The 17,406-nt window shown below is 37.2% G+C and carries 13 protein-coding genes; 8 read left to right on the plus strand and 5 right to left on the minus strand.

The annotated features are described in order from the left end of the window. Window positions 1-314 precede the first annotated feature (314 nt). Both EO244_RS09375 and EO244_RS09380 read left to right on the plus strand, forming a co-directional pair. Window positions 315-2,792 carry an FAD-dependent oxidoreductase gene (locus EO244_RS09375; RefSeq protein WP_129254412.1) on the plus strand — a complete coding sequence of 826 codons (2,478 nt, stop codon included), beginning with the start codon at window positions 315-317 and terminating at the stop codon, window positions 2,790-2,792. Between the two features lie 188 nt (window positions 2,793-2,980). Further along, a complete protein-coding gene (locus EO244_RS09380) occupies window positions 2,981-3,352 on the plus strand; it encodes a hypothetical protein (protein WP_129254413.1) in 372 nt (123 codons plus the stop codon). A gap of 77 nt (window positions 3,353-3,429) precedes the next feature. Here the strand turns inward: EO244_RS09380 and EO244_RS09385 are convergent, their stop codons facing one another. Further along, window positions 3,430-4,572: a saccharopine dehydrogenase family protein gene (locus tag EO244_RS09385; RefSeq protein ID WP_129254414.1), complete on the minus strand. Its 1,143-nt coding sequence runs from the start codon at window positions 4,570-4,572 to the stop codon at window positions 3,430-3,432. Window positions 4,573-4,898: 326 nt separating this feature from the next. On the opposite strand from EO244_RS09385, the gene EO244_RS09390 reads away from it, so the two are divergent. Next, window positions 4,899-5,591, plus strand: coding sequence for a DNA-binding domain-containing protein (locus EO244_RS09390; RefSeq protein ID WP_129254415.1), 693 nt, complete (start codon window positions 4,899-4,901; stop codon window positions 5,589-5,591). A gap of 267 nt (window positions 5,592-5,858) precedes the next feature. Here the strand turns inward: EO244_RS09390 and EO244_RS09395 are convergent, their stop codons facing one another. Both EO244_RS09395 and ovoA read right to left on the minus strand, forming a co-directional pair. Beyond that, entirely contained in the window at window positions 5,859-6,356 is a 498-nt protein-coding gene (locus EO244_RS09395) for a GtrA family protein (RefSeq protein WP_129254416.1), read from the minus strand. 160 nt (window positions 6,357-6,516) lie between these two features. Then, the gene (gene ovoA, locus EO244_RS09400; protein WP_129254417.1) at window positions 6,517-8,652 is read right to left on the minus strand and encodes a 5-histidylcysteine sulfoxide synthase; all 2,136 of its coding nucleotides are present in this window, start codon (window positions 8,650-8,652) and stop codon (window positions 6,517-6,519) included. A gap of 378 nt (window positions 8,653-9,030) precedes the next feature. On the opposite strand from ovoA, the gene EO244_RS09405 reads away from it, so the two are divergent. Further along, window positions 9,031-11,463, plus strand: a complete 2,433-nt coding sequence (locus EO244_RS09405; protein WP_129254418.1) for a TonB-dependent receptor domain-containing protein — start codon at window positions 9,031-9,033, stop codon at window positions 11,461-11,463. 118 nt (window positions 11,464-11,581) lie between these two features. Here the strand turns inward: EO244_RS09405 and EO244_RS09410 are convergent, their stop codons facing one another. Next, window positions 11,582-12,223: a ferric reductase-like transmembrane domain-containing protein gene (locus tag EO244_RS09410; protein WP_129254419.1), complete on the minus strand. Its 642-nt coding sequence runs from the start codon at window positions 12,221-12,223 to the stop codon at window positions 11,582-11,584. A 179-nt stretch (window positions 12,224-12,402) separates the two neighbouring features. Continuing rightward, entirely contained in the window at window positions 12,403-13,062 is a 660-nt protein-coding gene (locus EO244_RS09415; RefSeq protein WP_129254420.1) for a tRNA (guanine-N1)-methyltransferase, read from the minus strand. Window positions 13,063-13,586: 524 nt separating this feature from the next. Here EO244_RS09415 and modA point away from each other — a divergent pair. From modA to epsC, 4 genes are all read left to right on the plus strand, one after another. Then, window positions 13,587-14,393: a molybdate ABC transporter substrate-binding protein gene (gene modA, locus EO244_RS09420; protein ID WP_129254421.1), complete on the plus strand. Its 807-nt coding sequence runs from the start codon at window positions 13,587-13,589 to the stop codon at window positions 14,391-14,393. After that, window positions 14,386-15,090, plus strand: a complete 705-nt coding sequence (gene modB, locus EO244_RS09425) for a molybdate ABC transporter permease subunit (RefSeq protein WP_129254482.1) — start codon at window positions 14,386-14,388, stop codon at window positions 15,088-15,090. Before modA ends, modB begins: the two co-directional genes overlap by 8 nt. Further along, complete coding sequence (gene modC / locus EO244_RS09430) at window positions 15,087-16,175, plus strand: molybdenum ABC transporter ATP-binding protein (protein ID WP_129254422.1); 1,089 nt, start codon at window positions 15,087-15,089, stop codon at window positions 16,173-16,175. The genes modB and modC overlap by 4 nt, the downstream gene beginning before the upstream one ends. A gap of 378 nt (window positions 16,176-16,553) precedes the next feature. Further along, a complete protein-coding gene (gene epsC, locus EO244_RS09435; protein WP_129254423.1) occupies window positions 16,554-17,393 on the plus strand; it encodes a serine O-acetyltransferase EpsC in 840 nt (279 codons plus the stop codon). Window positions 17,394-17,406 lie beyond the last annotated feature (13 nt).

The raw sequence follows: 17,406 nt of genomic DNA on the forward strand, positions 1-17,406 counted from the left end.
GCAATAATAAAAGAACAAATGAACATTTAGACGAAATAAATAGAATTAATTACAATATCCACAACCTTATCAACAAGCAAACCGCTGATCATAACACACATAACAACACGACCGATATCAAAAATCAATTCTTCTCAATTTGATAGGAGCTAAACAAACTCCAAAATATGAACATATGTTCACAAACATACTGCATAACATACTACAAAAACCGCATTTTATGCTGCGGTATTCAAATGTTATACTACATTTGCACACCAAATATATGGATATCTAGATATAAAGATAAAAACACAGAGATAAAATAGAATAACATGACAAAATATTTAATTGTTGGAGGTGTAGCTGGTGGAGCAACAACCGCTGCTCGCCTAAGAAGAATTGACGAATCAGCGGAAATCATCATGTTCGAAAGAGGCGAACATATTTCTTATGCCAACTGTGGTTTACCTTATTATGTTGGTGGTGTTATTACCGAAAGAGAAAAACTATTACTGCAAACACCAAAAAGTTTTAAAGCTCGATTGAATGTAGAAGTTCGTGTTCAGAACGAAGTTATTGCAATTGACACTGTAAACAAATCGGTTGAAGTCAAAGATTTGACCAACAATAGCTCATATACTGAAAGCTACGATAAACTAATCGTTTCGCCAGGTGCAGAACCCATCAAGCCTCCTATTCCGGGTATTAAGGACGAGGCGATTTTCACCGTTCGTAATGTTAGAGATACCGATAAGATCAAATCATTCTACGATGAAAAAAAACCTAAAAAAGCGGTTGTCGTAGGTGCAGGATTCATTGGCCTTGAAATGGCCGAGAACTTACATCACATGGGAATGCTGGTTACCATTGTTGAGATGGCTGACCAGGTAATGACACCTCTCGACTACGAAATGGCTGCTGAGGTACACATGCACCTGAAAACTAAAAATGTTGAGTTTTACCTAAAGGATGGGGTTTCAGAATTCAAACGCGAAGGGGGCAAATTGAATATTCATTTGCAATCAGGTCGGAAAATAGATGCGGATATGGTGATTTTATCTATCGGTGTCCGTCCTGAAACCAAATTGATAAAAGAAGCAGGTATTGAGCTGGCTCCTAATGGCGGTATTAAAGTAAACGAATACTTACAAACCAGCAATGAGCACGTTTATGCACTAGGCGATGCCATGGCTTTCCCACATCCAATTACAGGAAAATACACCAACGCCTACCTGGCCGGTCCGGCAAACAAACAAGCCCGTATGCTTGCAGATAATTTAGTAAATGGGCATACAAAAAAATATAAGGGTGCCATTGCAACAGCCATTGCTAAAGTATTTGATATTACGGTTGCTTCAACAGGATTGGCTGAAAAAGTATTAAAGAAAGAAGGCATCAAGTATATTTCGAATATTACTCACGGTGCTTCCAATGCAGGTTATTACCCGGGTGCCATGCCTACAACCATCAAAATCATGTTCGATCCTGAAACAGGAAAATTATTTGGCGGACAAATCATTGGTTATGTAGGGGTTGACAAGCGCATCGACATGATTGCTACCGTTCTTAAAAACAACGGAAGCATATACGATCTTCAGGAGATTGAGCATGCCTATGCCCCACCATTCTCATCAGCTAAAGATCCGGTAAATCAGGCAGGTTTTACGGCCGGAAACATCATCGAAGGTTTGGTTAAAATCATCCATTGGGATGAATTGCACCAAATGGATGCCTCTGATAACTTTATTTTGGATGTGAGAACACCAGACGAGTTCGAATTGGGACAAATTGAAGGTGCTGTTAACATCGAAGTGGATAAAATACGTGAACGTATTGATGAGATTCCAAAGGATAAAAAAATTATCATTTATTGCGGCGTTGGCTTGCGTGGGTATTTTGCCGCACGAATCCTAATGCAGAAAGGCTTTAAAGATGTGGTCAACCTAAGTGGGGGATATAAAACCTATGAGCACGCCACCTGTAAGCAGAGTAACGAAGATATCTTCGGATCGAGTTATATTGCCAACGATGGTCATATTTATCGTGGAAAAGATAAGACTGCAAAAGATCAAAAAGAAATTAAAACCATAGATATTGATGCCTGTGGATTGCAATGTCCGGGCCCCATTATCAAACTAAAAAAAGAGATTGATAAAATCGAAGACGGGCAGCGACTTCGTCAGCGAGTAACTGATCCGGGTTTTGTTAAGGATGTGGCATCCTGGTGTAACATGACCGGCAACAAGCTCATTTCATGCGAATCGGATAAGGGAATTTTCACTGCAATCATTGAAAAACAGAAACAAACTGAGGCCTGTCCCGTAACCAGCATGAATTTACCCAAAAACAAAACCATGGTGGTCTTTTCTGATGATATGGATCGTGCTTTGGCCTCTTTGGTCATTGCAAATGGTGCAGCTGCTACAGGAAGTAAAGTCACACTTTTCTTCACCTTCTGGGGGCTGAATATCATCAAAAAAACAGACAAACCTAAAGTTCAGAAAGATATGATGGGTAAGATGTTTGGCAAAATGATGGCCAGCGATGCCGGTAATCTGAAGCTTTCGAAAATGAACATGATGGGCATGGGATCGAAAATGATGAAAAAGAGAATGCTTTCGAAAAAAGTGGATTCATTGGAAGATTTATTGCAAACGGCTATGGACAATGGGGTTGAAATGATCGCTTGCCAAATGTCAATGGACGTGATGGGCGTAGACAAGGCTGAATTATTGGATGGGGTTCAGATTGGTGGTGTCGCCACTTACCTTGAAGAAGCTGAACAATCAAATGTCAACTTGTTTATTTAAGACAAAACAAGAACACCATAATCCCCCAAAAAGGACTGCCGAAAGGTGGTCCTTTTTTTATATAAAATGCCAACTTAAACAAACAGAACCTCATTAGTAAAATAGGATAGTAAACTTGAATCTGGAGATTATTACGCAACCTATTGGCATATTCTTCGTCTAAGGAATATGAACTAAAGCTTAAAACAATGAAAACTAAGTTAATACTTCTAATAAGTATTGTATTCCTTATTGCTTGTTCTGAGAAAGAAAATGGCAACAATGCTGGAATCGTAGAGTCTGAAATTCAACAAGAAATTCAAATTAATATGGGGGATACACTCAGAATTGATTTAGGTAACTTTGGGGACGAAGAAGGTGCCTGGATTTTTGAAGCCCCTCAGTTTGCCAAAATAAGCAAGATTTATCGTGAATTATCATCCAGTACAATGATCTATGAATACTCTCCAGTTGATCATTTTATTGGAAGAGACACGGTTGGATTGATACTAAACCGAGGTTCTGATGGTGCAAGCCAAGGCATAAATGACACAACGCGAATTTGCATCATCACCCAATAGAGAACACACTTCCGATGACTGACTATTAGGCGAATATATGTATTTTATTATGCCTGGGACTTGTTGTTTTAACAGCTTTAATGTATCAGGTGCAAGCTTTTTTTATAATGAATATTTCTTTCTGACAAATAGTTTAAAACATAGTTAAAACAGCTTTCATGCTGACCTAACAATTCCGGCGGGAAAATTCCTTTTTCAGTAAACAAATCTTCTAAAAACAAATTGGCAACAGCAGTTGCTGTATAACCGGTTGTTCTGGCCATAGACGATGTTTGTGTCGCCTTGCAATAGTCATCATACAAGTTATAGATGATCTCCTCTCCTTGCCCCTTGCCATTTATACCCTTCAGACTCACTCGCATCACAGTATACTCTTCTTCAGTTTCACCCAATTTCCATTCATCAATAAGAATCTTGCTGGTAAAATCTAAAGGCGAAATTGAGATCCCACCAAAATCGATCTTTTCCCTATTGAAAAAGCCACTGGCTTTTAAAACCTTTACATACTCAACATGCCCGGGATAACGCAAGGTTTTTTCTTTCATGTTAGGAATATGCGACATGGTGTAAATCAAGGATCTTAAGCCATCGGTATTAAACGCTTCCAAAGTTCCCACCCTATCAAATTCCACATATTCGCAATCGCTTAAGGGGTCACGAACAACAAGCTCTCCATGTTCGACATACCTTGCAGGTCGGGTATACTCCTCAATCACATCAATCGGCGAAAAGGGTGCCTTATAACAAAAAGGCCATTTTTTTTCTTTAGGTAATCCACCAACCAGACATTCAAAGTCACTCAACTTCATTATTTCGTTGTATCGCCCCAGAATAAGGTTCCCCATTCCGGGAGCCACACCACAATCGACAATTGCCGTTACATTCTTTGTCTTAGCCAAGGCATCCAAGTCAAACGCATTTTCCGGAAAAAATGAAATATCCACGACATTTACCTCTGCTTCAATAATAGCTTTTAAGGTCTCAAATCCTAAGAACCCCGGCACAGCACATATAGCCAAATCGAATGGCCTAACAAGAGTTTGCAAGTCTGCTTTATTGCACACATCAAGCTGTTGAATTTTAATCTCTGCATGTCTGCTTTTAACAGCATCCAATATGGGCTGACTAATATCAGCGAGTGTTACATGATGTTTTTTTGCCATATCAATTGCCATGGCGCTCCCCACCATACCGGCTCCTATCACTATTATTCGACTCATAAAAAACAATTTTTAATTCCCAAACATAGAAAAACCAAACAACTCCAACGCCTGACTTATCAAGCACTTATAAAGATCCGAAATATCCTGAAGGTAAAAAAATACACGTATCACAAAAAAAAGCACAACTCTCAAATAATCAACAAACCACACCAGATGAATACGACTCCAATATTCTTTGATATACGAGTAATCCTGAGAAACAGATAAAGAAATAATTCTCTATATGCAATTATTGTTTTAACTTAACAGGTGACAGGTCTTGGAATTCTTATCTGATAATCAACCATTATAACTAGCATTTCAACCAAATAAAACCATTTATCATGGAATACTATTTGAGCAAAAATCACCTAAGTAAAGGCTCTGATAACTACATTGGCAGAACCCTGACCATAGGTATAATAAATAAAACGGATTTAATACATGAAATCGCAAAAGAAGGTACAGGTATCACCTCATACGAAGTTGAAAGTATCTTTAAACGACTGGAAGTAATCCTGCCCGATCTGCTTCAAAAAGGTTATAGTATCAATACACCCCTTGTTAATTTTAGCCCCAGCCTGCGAGGTGTCTTTAATAATTGGGATGATAGCTTCGACAGTAAGCGCCACAGCCTTCTGTTTAAGACCTCATCGGGTGTAATCCTAAAACGTGCAGCCAAAGAAACCAAATTATATAAATGTGACTCCAGGAGCTACACGATTGATATTTTTAGCTTCACCAACCATAATAAAACCCCAGGTACAGATATCCTCAGCCCGGGTTCCATTGGTGAATTAAGAGGCAATCATCTTAAGCTGGATGAGTCAGATCCTAGGCAAGGCATATTTCTATTAGCCGAAGATGGGACTGAGTATCGTATTGATGTTTATGCCCATAATACCATAAGCAAACAGCTCTTTCAAATACCCACTGAACTAAATGCAGGTAAATATATTTTAGAACTAAGAAGCCTACCAACACATTCGAGTCAGTTGAAAAAGGGAAGACTCGACACCCCACTTTGGGTCCTTTAGAATAAAACTTCCAGTTTTCTGGTCGGGAAACAAAGTAAATCCAGGCGAGATTTGTTATTAATCTGCCCGAGATTATTTTTTAATCCAGGCGAGATTATTTTCTAATCTCAAGCAGATTCTGTTTGAATATTACTAGACTTTCTGTTTTACTATGCCTGTACCTAAAGTCTTAATATCTATCCTTTCCTTATTTTCCTAACACAATAGAAAGCTTAGAATACTTGGCAAGAAGAATCCTTATTAACAAGAAACAGTGTTGTCTGTAATCTATTCTTTAATTTCAACTTTAAAGGTAAAATATTTCTGAACGGTATAACTGAATAGAATAGCAATTAGGGTAGTCAGCATTTTAGATGGTGTTGGGTACCAACCAAAGTGTTCTACAAAAAGTTTTAGGAAAAAATAGTTTAACAGCACACTTCCCATCACACTTAAGCCATATCGAAAAAGCTGAATGCGTTTTCGAAGAAAAGACCCCGGAAAACTGATGTATTTAGCCAGGATAAACCCCATGGGAAAAGTAATGCAAAATGACATGATGAATGCAGCGATATGGGGTGAAATGGCATAAAAGCCTAAATCAACAATCTCTTTATTGAGAACAAAATGATAAAAAATAAAGTATAGAAAGATATCCAAAGCCGTATTGGCGCCGCCGGTTGCTGCATACTTAAATGTTTGCTCCGGCATCAACCTCTTGAAAGGCGGATAAAACCAAAGGATAACTTTCTCTATAGATCGTATTACTGTATAAAACAAGTTCATTTTCGGAATTTGGAAGACAAATATATGCTTTTCAAACTTAATTTTTGATACTGATTAAATTTTGATTCCTTTTAAGGCATGTAAATTAATCATCGTCTCATTCGCAAAATAAAAGGGCTTCCCATAAATAAGAAGCCCCAGTAGATAAAGCTAACAACGATTACTTTCTGCGCCAAATGCTCATTTGAGCAATCGTGTGTTGATATTTTCGAGCTGTTTCACGAATCACAAAAGGGATATCCTGTGGTTCTTCAACCAAATCAAAATAATCAGTCAATTGCTCTTTCAATCCATCGAGTGTGGTATAAGGTTCTCCATTTTTTCGATAGCCTCCCACCCAATTATCCACATCAGTAAATTCTTCCAACCAGGTGTATGGAGAGGTTAAAACAAGTAAACCTCCGGTATTAATTCGGGTATGGATATCCTGCAGAAACTTAATCGGATTATAAAGTCTATCGATGAGATTACTGGCAATAACCAAATCGTAATCCGTAAAAAAAGGCTTCAGATTGCAAGCATCCCCTTGAAAGAATTCGACCTTCTCACTAAAGGCATCCAAGCCATAATCTGACAATTTAACCTCCTGAAAAGTATCGAGCTTCCCCTCTTCTACTCGGCTGTAATTCAGCTTACCACTTTCCTTCAACTGTGTTCCAATGCGAATGAAGCGTGCTGAAAAATCCAAGCCCGTAACCTTATCAAAATACCTGGCCAGCTCAAAACTGGTGCGTCCCGTAGCACACCCCAAATCCAGAGCTGCCCCCTTATTAATCGTTTTCAGATGTTCTTGTAATAGCTTGAGACAAGCTTTAGAATAGTTTTCTACTCCAAAATAGGTCTGCCCATACTGAAATTCACAATATTGCGACACCAATTCATCACTCTCATAGTAGTCGTCTTTAATCACAAGCTCTTCCTCCGATTCGATGTATCGGAAACCCGCGTGCTGAAAAAAGTGACGGCGAAATGCATAACGCGAATCTTTAATGGCCAGGTTCCCCGTTGAAATCCAGGAACCGCCTTTTATCAGATTATGTCTGGCATCAAATGTTGGTGTGGAAAAATCATCATAAAAGGGATGAATTTCAAAACCATCCAAAGCTGAAATAGGCATTTCAGTCCACTGCCAAACATTACCTATCACATCGAAAACGCCACCAAAATCAAACGTATCAACCGGGCAGGATGAAGCGTAATGTTCCAGATTGATATTACCCGGAGCCTTTTCCCAATAGGGTTGATCGGGAATATTAAAACTGTTTCGAAGGGCATAGTATTCTGCCTCAGTCGGCATTCTCAATTTCTTTCCCAATTGAGCTGATTTCCAGTTGCAAAATGCTTTTGCCTCCAAATAATTCACCTCAGCCGGCCAATTCCAGGGCATCTCAATCTCCTGTAACATGCAACGTAACTTCCAGTTTTCGCCATCTTTTATCCAGAATACCGGATATTCACAAGACTTAAACTGAACCCAACTCCAGCCCTCCTGAGTCCACCACATTTGTGTTTGATACCCCTTATCTTCGACAAAAGCTTTAAACTCCTGATTCGAAACCAAAAATCTGGATACCGAAAAAGCATTAACATCTGTCTCAAGCGTTCCAAATTCATTATCCCAACCATACAAAGCATCATCTCGTTTTTTACCCAAACTGACCTTGGTCGGACTGACCTTCACCAATTCATTTTCGGGAGCACTCCCAGCCTCTTCACAGATTGAAAAAAGAGGGTTTTCCTGCAGCCTGTCAAGGGGTAATTGGCGGATTAAAACCGAAGAGGTTTCAATATGAATACGCTGATGTTCAATCCCCATTAGAATCACCCAGAATGGATTTTCCCAATTGATGGGCATAATTAAAGGAAGTTCCAGAATCAAATCTTCCACCCTTGCTTTTACCTGCTTACGATACTCACGAACGTCCCGAACAGTGGGCCAATCGTAATGTGCCTCATTCAAATCGTCCCAGGACATCTCATCCACTCCCACCGCAAATATCGATTCGAATTCTGGATTGATTCTTTCGGTGATGATACCAGCCAAAAGCAACTTATTGATAAAAAAAGTTGCCGTATGACCGATATAAAAAATGAGAGGATGACGCAAAGGATCGGCTCGCATATAAAAAGCGTCCTCCCCTTTCAAAGAATCATATAAACGATCGTCCAGCTCCCAAGTCTTCTGAAAATACTCTAATATCTCTTTTCTTTTGAGTTCAGGACTGCCTTCGTTTAAAACAGGTGTTTTGGTAACACGTATATCTTGATTAGATTTTAAGTCAGTTACATTCTTCATTATAATCGCTTTTAATTCACTTTAGTTTCTTAAGCTAATGAAGTTAAGAATTTTATTGAAAGTCTACTAGTAAACCAATTGACTTGTAAGAAAACAAAGACCTTAAAAGCTGACAGATCAGAGCACAAACCAATTCGTTAAATATTTGTTAAAACCCATTAAAAAATCAATTCAGCAAACATGTATCCGCATAATATGATAATTTTGGATTCGAAAGTGAAAATGCGACTAAACCTTTTGCATTTTTCTCTGTCTAAACACATGTTACTATAAAAAAGTCCAACTTGTGGATCTTTTTTCATATCGAAACACAACCTACTAACGAATTCGACAACTGAAGAACTGAATACAGTTCATCTTAAAACAAGAGCTTAAAACATGAAAAGAACTCTATTACTATTAGTTTTCACAATGCTAATCAGCCTGACACAGGCTATGAAACCTGTACCAAACTCAAAGGGGGCAATGGGTGGTACAATAAAAGGTATTGTGAAAGATAAAGACTTAAAAACTGCTGTAGAATACGCTACAGTTTCTGTATTTTCAATGACAGATTCCACCTTGATAAATGGGACCATTACCAATGCAAAGGGCGAATTCGAGTTAAAACAATTGAAACCCGGCATGTACTATGTTGAGATTTCTTTTATTGGATACAATAAGAAAACCATTCGAAATATTCCTATTAATCGCGACCACAGAATAACCAATTTAAAAGATGTATTCATAACACAAGCAAGTGAAGCTCTGGGGGAAGTTGTCGTTAGCGCCGAGCGTTTACCCGTTCAATATCAGATTGATAAAAAAGTCATACCCGTTAGCCGTCAACTAACAACCGCCAGTGGAAATGCTGTTGATGTACTCGAAAGTGTACCCTCAATCAATGTTGACATTGAAGGTAATGTAAGCCTGAGAGGAAGCAGTAACTTCACTGTTCTTGTTGATGGTCGTCCGTCTATTTTGGAAGCAGCTGATATTCTTACCCAAATGCCATCGAGTGTGATTGATAATATCGAGATTATTACCAATCCTTCTGCCAAATACGATCCTGAAGGTTCATCCGGAATAATCAATATCATCACAAAAAGTGGCAAACTCAAAGGAGCTAGTGGTGTTGTCAATCTGAATATAGGTACGTATCAAAACCGGGGTGCAGATTTTTTAGTCAACCTGCGAAAAAATAAATTCAATTTCCACCTTGGAATGGATTATGGTAATCGCAGTTTTTCAGGAGATATTAAAAAAGAAAACATAACTAATTCCAGAATGATCCTTTCAAATGGTGAGATTAACAGAGAAAGATTAAGTTATGGGCTAAGAACAGGCTTCGACTTCCAAATTGATTCAATGAACTTAATTACTCTAGGAATTCGATATGGAGGTCGAGATATGAACAATGGAAGTATGCTTAATGATAAAACCATAACAGAAACAACAACAGAAATTACCAATAGCGATAACAACACCAATCGCGTGATGGATTTTTATAATGCAAACTTCAGCTACCAACGAAATTTCAAAGGCAAAGGGCATCTATGGCTGACACAAGTAAATTACTCATACCGTGATGGTGATGAAGAGTCTATTACCGAAACAAATAATTCTATAGGGGATCAAACTGATGGTAAAATCGCTACTGAAAAAGGACCTGGATATCACTTAGAAGTTCGAAGCGACTACACACTGCCCCTAGGAGGTAAAAAGAAGTTCGAAGCAGGTTATCAAGGCCAGTTCAGACAAAGTGAGGATATTACGACTCTTGAACAGTTTACTCCAGGATCAGGTTATAATTTAGACCCCAAATACAGCAACAATGTTGACTATACGAAAAATACACATGGCATATATGCCCTTTTTGCCGATCAGTCGGGTAAAATTGGCTATCAATTGGGTTTAAGATCTGAATATACAGATCGAGAAATAAAAGTTAATAACACAGGAGAGTCTTTTAGTATTGACAGATGGGATTTCTTTCCTACGATTCACACACAAATTGATCTGAACGAAGGTAATCAGATGATGGCCAGCTACACCCGTAGAATTCAGCGTCCCAGAGGTTGGAATTTAGAGCCTTTTGATACTTGGACAGACTCGAATAATAAGAGAAGAGGAAATCCTGGGTTAAAGCCTGAATATATCGATTCATACGAATTGGGCTATCAGAAACGAATTGGTGAACAATCAATCTCATTCGAAACCTATTACCGCGTCACAAATAATGTAATGGAACGTATTATACTGCCCGAAAATAACATTATGGTTTCAACTATTCAGAATGTAGGGACTGATTATTCTCTTGGTGTAGAAACCATGTTGAACTTAAGCTTTGCCAAATGGTTCAAAAACGACCTGATTGGTAATGTGTACCATTATAAAGAAGAAGGAAGTTACACAACTTACGACAGTAATAACGTAGAACTGGTGCAGGATTTCTCAACCAAAAGCTTCAATTGGAGTTTAAGAAACAATGCAACCTTCATGTTTAACAAAACCACACGTTTTCAGGTAAATTTCATCTACAACTCTGCAAGTAAAAAAGCACAAGGTGAACGCAAAGGCTTTATTACTGCTAACCTGGGCCTTAAGAAAGATTTTATGCAGCGTAAGCTATCTGCAACATTGCAATTACGAAATGTCCTGAATACCGCTAAGCACGAAAACATTAGTGAAGGTTCTGGTTTTTATAACTACAGCAAATTTGATATGCAATGGCCAAGTATTAAGCTTAACCTAAGCTATAAAATAAACAATTACAAAAAGAAACGTGGAGCCAAAGGGGAAGAGGGTGATATGGAAGAATTTGAAATGTAGTTGATGCGGTGATAAGAAAATGTGATAATATGTTGATGAGATGATTTATTTATAAATTCAACTGCGAGATATTTAAAAAGAGGCGTTCTTAGGGATGCCTCTTTTCTTTACAAGAAAATTACACCCTCGATTTTATTAAACGTTTGACAGCCTTTATTCTACAAACAAAACCTAATCCAAACAAAACCCCATAAATCAGCCACGAATGATCAAGAATAATGATATGAAGCATAACCAATACAGCTGCTAAATAAACCCATCGATGCAAACGCTTCCACCTGTATTTCAACAATTTCATAGCTTTTTTATTCGAAGTTAGCGTCAGACTGAGGATAATAAGAAAAGCTAAAAATCCCAAAATAAGTTCAATTCGGGTAAAAATAGATAAAAAGCTTTCGGAATAAATAAACACAAACACATGAAGCGTTGTGAACAAACCGGTTGTAATCCCAATAGACTGACGAAGATACAATGGAAAACCTCGACCTAGAAACAAACTTACAGGTGACATTAAAAAGGCTGCTAATAAGAAACGAATTGCCCAGGTTCCCGTTAGATTGCTGACATATTCAATCCCCGGTATAAAATCACGATCAAGACGATCAGCCTCATCTTCGGACAATTCTACATCTGCAAAACGAAGAACATCATTACCCTGCCCGGAAAAATCAAGCTCAATAAATTGTGACAATTTCCATAAAACCAATACGACAACAAGTACAATGGGGATAATTCCTATATAGTTCCTTCTCAAAGACATTTGTGATTCTATAATTTGAAATAAAAACAAATTGACATTTTTAAGCTTAAAAATGCCTTACAAAAAAAGATAAAAAAGTCCTATTAATAATAAAAGCTGAAAAAAATACCTAAATGTAGGTATAAAAAAGAGCCTTAATCTCAGGATCAAGGCTCTTACTTATTTCGAACGATGTAATATTACATACCTAAATTACGATTTTTATTTATTTCATCTTGTAATTTTCTAGCCAGTTTTTGCTCGCGTACCAAAGCGTTCTTTCTATGTGTATCAAATTCTTCTCTTACTTCTTCCAATCTAATGTGTGTCTCTTTGGTTACCGAGTTGCTTCTTTTAAATAATAAGAAAAAGAAACCTGTTAGCACCAATAAACCACCAACTAAGCTCCAAATAAATAAGTTGTAGCTCGCCTTGGACATCTGAATTCCTAATAAAGACATGCTATCTTTTTCATTCTGAATAGTAGCTAAAGCATCCTTTTTCTCTTTCAGATCTAACTCTAACGATTTTATTGTTTTGTCTCTCTCTGCTATAAGTTTCTCAGCACCCAGATAATCATTTCTAATCGCATTTAGCGAATCAATAAAACCTGACTGAAATTTTTGCAACCATGCAATTTCTATAACCTTATAACTCTTCCATCTGGATGATTTTTCCATCATAAATTCAAATTGCTCTTTAATAGGAGCATCTTTAATATAGGTACGAGGTTTAACAACAGATTGCGTATTTTCTGTCTGTTGTGCTTGAGTTTGCTCAGCATCATTAGTCTGAGCAGAAACTACAAAGGATAAGCAAAAAATTAAAATTAGGGTCGGAAAAATTTTTGTTGTATTCATCAGATATTATTAATTGGAAAAGTTGTATGCACAAAGAAAATAAAAATATATCGAATCTATATGTAATCAAAATTCTTTTTTTCATCAAAAACAAAAAATATCCTTTAAGATACAAAATAAAATACAAAGCCTAGGTCGCAAATTCCTTATTCGATTCTGTAATAATTATTTAAACTCTAAATAAAGATGACAAAGACACCAATAATAAAACACTTAATAACAAATAGATACTTATTATTATCATATGATATTATATTTCACAAAACAACCCATAAGAAAAACAAGAATCCATTGCTATGCTAAAATCAGACACCAATAATTTAGAGAAAATTATGGCTTTAAAATAAATCAGAAAATAATAAGAAATCAATCATTCGTCAAAATCAAAAACACGTCAGACAATAATAAATTTTCAAAATATTTTGCATCCAAAATTCCCATTAAACAGTAAAAAATGATTAGCAATACAAGCCAATTGATCAATTACAAACAAAGTTCACTTTATACAGACTAGAAACCTGTTAATGTATTATTTTATCAGCTATATTAGAGCTATGAATGCAACCCGGACATACGCCCTCTTTTTTTGTTTGATTACAGGCTTATTATCAACATCATGCAATTCTAAAAAGAAAGCTGATAGACTCAATATTTTTGCAGCAGCAAGTCTACAAGATGTTTTAAACAAAACCGCTGAAGTCTATCAAAAAGAAACAGGAGTCAAACTAAGTTTAAATTTTGCATCCTCCGGTGTTCTTGCCCGACAGATAGAACAAGGAGCCGATGTTGATTTCTTTTTTTCTGCCAATGAAAACTGGATCAACTACCTTTTGGAAAAAAAACTATTCGATTCCGAATCAAAACTAAACTTAGCTAAAAACAAAATGGTCATTATTGTTCCCAATGAAAGCAAAATGCCCCAGCCAGAATCCTTCACGCCTGATCAAATCCCTTTGTTATCTTGCGATCGTTTAGCAATAGGAGATCCCACACATGTTCCAGCAGGAAAATATGCCAGAGAAATTCTAAGTCATTATAAACTTTGGGAAACTCTTGAATCAAAAATTTTGCCCTGTAAAAATGCACGAGAAACCTTACTAATGGTTGAAATGGGTGAAGTTGATATGGGAATTGTTTATCTTTCGGATGCAAAAAAATCAAAAAAAGTACGTTGTTTATATGAGTTCCCGGAGAACTGTTCATCTCCGATTCTCTATTATTCAGCTCATCGCGAAAAGACCAATTCTAAAATTCAAAAGTTTCAGAATTTTCTGAAACAACCTGAATCAAGGAAAATTTGGAAAGATTATGCTTTTATCATCCATGACTAATTATTTCGAATTTACAAATACCGAATGGGAAGCCATTACTCTCTCTCTTCAAGTCGCTTTTTGGAGTGCCTTGCTTTGCCTGCCATTTGCCATATTCACAGGTTGGTTTCTTGCAAGACGAAAATTTAAAGCCAAATTTCTATTGGAAGGTTTTATCAACCTGCCTTTAGTCCTTCCTCCAGTCGCAACAGGTTTTATTCTTTTGCTTCTTTTAGGCCGTAATGGTCTTATCGGGCAATTTCTGGACGAAATATTTGAAATAAAAATAGCCTTCTCCTATTATGCTGCGGTTATCGCTTCGATGATTGTTGCTTTTCCTCTGAGTGTACGCAGTATGCGTTTATCCATTGAGATGATTGATCCTGCCTATGAAGAAGCTGCAAAAACGCTGGGAGCAAATCGTTGGCAAAGCTTTTTTAGAATCACTTTACCACTGGCTCTACCTGGCCTAATTTCAGGATTTATACTAGCCTTTGCTCGCTCTTTAGGAGAGTTTGGTGCAACCATTATTTTTGCAGGAAATATTGCAGGTGAAACGCAAACTTTACCTTTAGCCCTGTATTCTGCCATTCAGGTTCCAGGTCAGGAAACAACTGCTTTTCGTTTACTCATTATAGCCGTTCTCTTTTCTTTTGTTGCAATGGCAGGCTCCGAACTATTGGTCAAAAAACTACATCATCGAAAACACAAAGCATGACGACACTTTCTATCGACATAAAATGGTCTAGAGACAACTTCAATCTAGATATGAAAGCCAACTTTTCGGATGGAATCACGGGTATTTTTGGTGCTTCAGGTGCTGGCAAATCAAGTCTTTTGCAACTAATTGCCGGATTGGAAAAACCCGATAAAGGCCAAATCGCAATTGGTAATGATGTTTTAGACAATTGTGAGACCAAACAGTTTACCCCTGCTCATAAACGAAAAATAGGCTACGTATTTCAGGAAGGACGCCTATTCCCGCACATGAATGTTCAACAAAATTTACTTTTTGCCACTCGGTATATTCGTGAAAACAAACAACAAATTAGCCTTGATGAAGTCGTTAAACTTCTGGAAATTGGTTCTTTACTTAAGAAATTACCCAAACAACTTTCCGGTGGAGAAAAACAACGCGTTGCCATTGGTCGCAGCCTTCTGTCTTCACCTCGGCTTTTACTTATGGATGAACCCTTTTCTGCTCTAGACACCTCTTTGCGTCGACAGATCATCCCCTATCTTATTAAAATCAATCAAAAACTCAAACTCCCGATTCTGGTAGTCAGTCACGACCTGCCGGATCTATTGAATCTAAGTCAAAAACTACTCCTTGTAAAAAATGGACAAATTATAGCACAAGGCAACTATCTCGATCTGATCGAACAGGATTTACTTATCAATATCATGGAAGAATCCGGACTAAATAACATGATTTCTTTCAGGATTGAGCGTATTGAGACTGATTACTTTGAATTGAGTAAAACAACGCCCAAAGGCCAAATTAGAATCAAACGAAATAAAAAATTGCAACATTTCGAAAAAGGAGATGAAATCAATGTTTCTCTTCGTCCCGAGGACATTGCGATAGCCTTAAATCAAGTAAAAGACGTTTCCATTCGCAATCAACTTGAAGGAACTATTTTACAGATCATCAAACATGGAAATCAAACCTATTGTCTTGTAGATGTCGGTTTTAAACTATTGGTAACCATAACTGAAACCTCGCGTCAATCGCTCAAATTGTTTCAAGGTGAAACTGTTTGGTGTTTATTTAAATCCATGGCACTAAAAGTGAATGTTTAAATAATAAAACTTTTGTATCAAGTTCTTATTATTACACTTCATAAAACTATTCAGACAAAGAAGTATTAATTTAAAAAATATTCCTTAGATTTGTCTCAGAATTTATTTCCAAATGAAAGAACACAATAGTCATATCGCACCGTATTCAACATCTCAATCTGTTTTTGAGATGTCTTTATTTGCGACTACCCGACTGATCTCTTTCAATTCAAACATTTCTTTCTCGACCAGCAACTTGAATTGTTGTTGCTGCTGTTGTACCCCTTGTTGTTAGTTCTATAGGCTTTTATCCTTTTTAATAGACTTTCAATTTAAATTGGGCAGATTTTCTGCACCCCAAATTCTCCTTTACAATTTACATATTATAATCTGACACGAATGAACTATCTATCGAAGGTTATGGAAGAACTCCAAGCTTCACGTGAAATCAATGAGCTCGATCTCCCCAGTAGAGATTTAAGTCAAAAATTTGTTGAAGAAGCCATGAATACCTTGTTTCCAATCAGTGCTCGACGATCGAAGAGTCATTGCGCCCAAGAAGCACTTCTGGTGCAATTGGAAACACACTTAAAACTTTTGCTTCTTCCCATCAAAGAAAAACTCAATGAGTCAATTGATGATTTATCAAAGCAATTTATGATAACCCTGCCTCGGGTTTATAAAGAACTTTTATTAGATGCCCAGGCCATTCAGGATTTCGACCCGGCAGCAAGAACCCTTGGAGAAGTTATCGTTTCTTACCCTGGTTTTTTTGCCATCATGGTTTATCGACTCAGCCACGAACTCCACAAAGCCGGAATTCCAATTATCCCGAGACTCATGAGTGAATATGCGCATTCAAAAACAGGTATCGATATTCATCCCGGAGCACAAATTGGGAAATCATTTTTTATAGATCATGGTACTGGAGTTGTAATTGGTGAAACGGCAATCATAAAAAATAATGTAAAAATATATCAGGGGGTTACACTTGGAGCTTTGCAAGTAAAAAAGAGCCTGGCAAAAAAGAAACGCCACCCTACCGTTGAAGACAATGTTATCATTTATTCCAGTGCAACCATTCTCGGCGGAGACACCATCATTGGCAAAAATAGCATCATTGGAGGTAATGTGTGGTTGACATCAAGTGTTGATTCAAATTCATTGGTTTATCACACACATAAAATCAAAGTCAGATCAAATATCGATGAAAGCAATATCATCGATTTTCAAATTTAAAATTCACAGCTAA

It is taken from the genome of Ancylomarina salipaludis (genome assembly GCF_004122035.1).
Taxonomy (GTDB): domain Bacteria; phylum Bacteroidota; class Bacteroidia; order Bacteroidales; family Marinifilaceae; genus Ancylomarina; species Ancylomarina salipaludis.

Bases quoted from the DNA above. Each gene is read 5' to 3' on its own strand.
- EO244_RS09410 (WP_129254419.1), bottom strand. From the start codon at position 12,223: ATGTCTTTGAGAAGGAACTATATAGGAATTATCCCCATTGTACTTGTT.
- modC (WP_129254422.1), top strand. From the start codon at position 15,087: ATGACGACACTTTCTATCGACATAAAATGGTCTAGAGACAACTTCAAT.
- EO244_RS09395 (WP_129254416.1), bottom strand. From the start codon at position 6,356: ATGAACTTGTTTTATACAGTAATACGATCTATAGAGAAAGTTATCCTT.
- EO244_RS09415 (WP_129254420.1), bottom strand. From the start codon at position 13,062: ATGAATACAACAAAAATTTTTCCGACCCTAATTTTAATTTTTTGCTTA.
- EO244_RS09380 (WP_129254413.1), top strand. From the start codon at position 2,981: ATGAAAACTAAGTTAATACTTCTAATAAGTATTGTATTCCTTATTGCT.
- modA (WP_129254421.1), top strand. From the start codon at position 13,587: ATGTATTATTTTATCAGCTATATTAGAGCTATGAATGCAACCCGGACA.
- EO244_RS09405 (WP_129254418.1), top strand. From the start codon at position 9,031: ATGAAAAGAACTCTATTACTATTAGTTTTCACAATGCTAATCAGCCTG.
- EO244_RS09385 (WP_129254414.1), bottom strand. From the start codon at position 4,572: ATGAGTCGAATAATAGTGATAGGAGCCGGTATGGTGGGGAGCGCCATG.
- EO244_RS09375 (WP_129254412.1), top strand. From the start codon at position 315: ATGACAAAATATTTAATTGTTGGAGGTGTAGCTGGTGGAGCAACAACC.
- ovoA (WP_129254417.1), bottom strand. From the start codon at position 8,652: ATGAAGAATGTAACTGACTTAAAATCTAATCAAGATATACGTGTTACC.
- modB (WP_129254482.1), top strand. From the start codon at position 14,386: ATGACTAATTATTTCGAATTTACAAATACCGAATGGGAAGCCATTACT.
- EO244_RS09390 (WP_129254415.1), top strand. From the start codon at position 4,899: ATGGAATACTATTTGAGCAAAAATCACCTAAGTAAAGGCTCTGATAAC.
- epsC (WP_129254423.1), top strand. From the start codon at position 16,554: ATGAACTATCTATCGAAGGTTATGGAAGAACTCCAAGCTTCACGTGAA.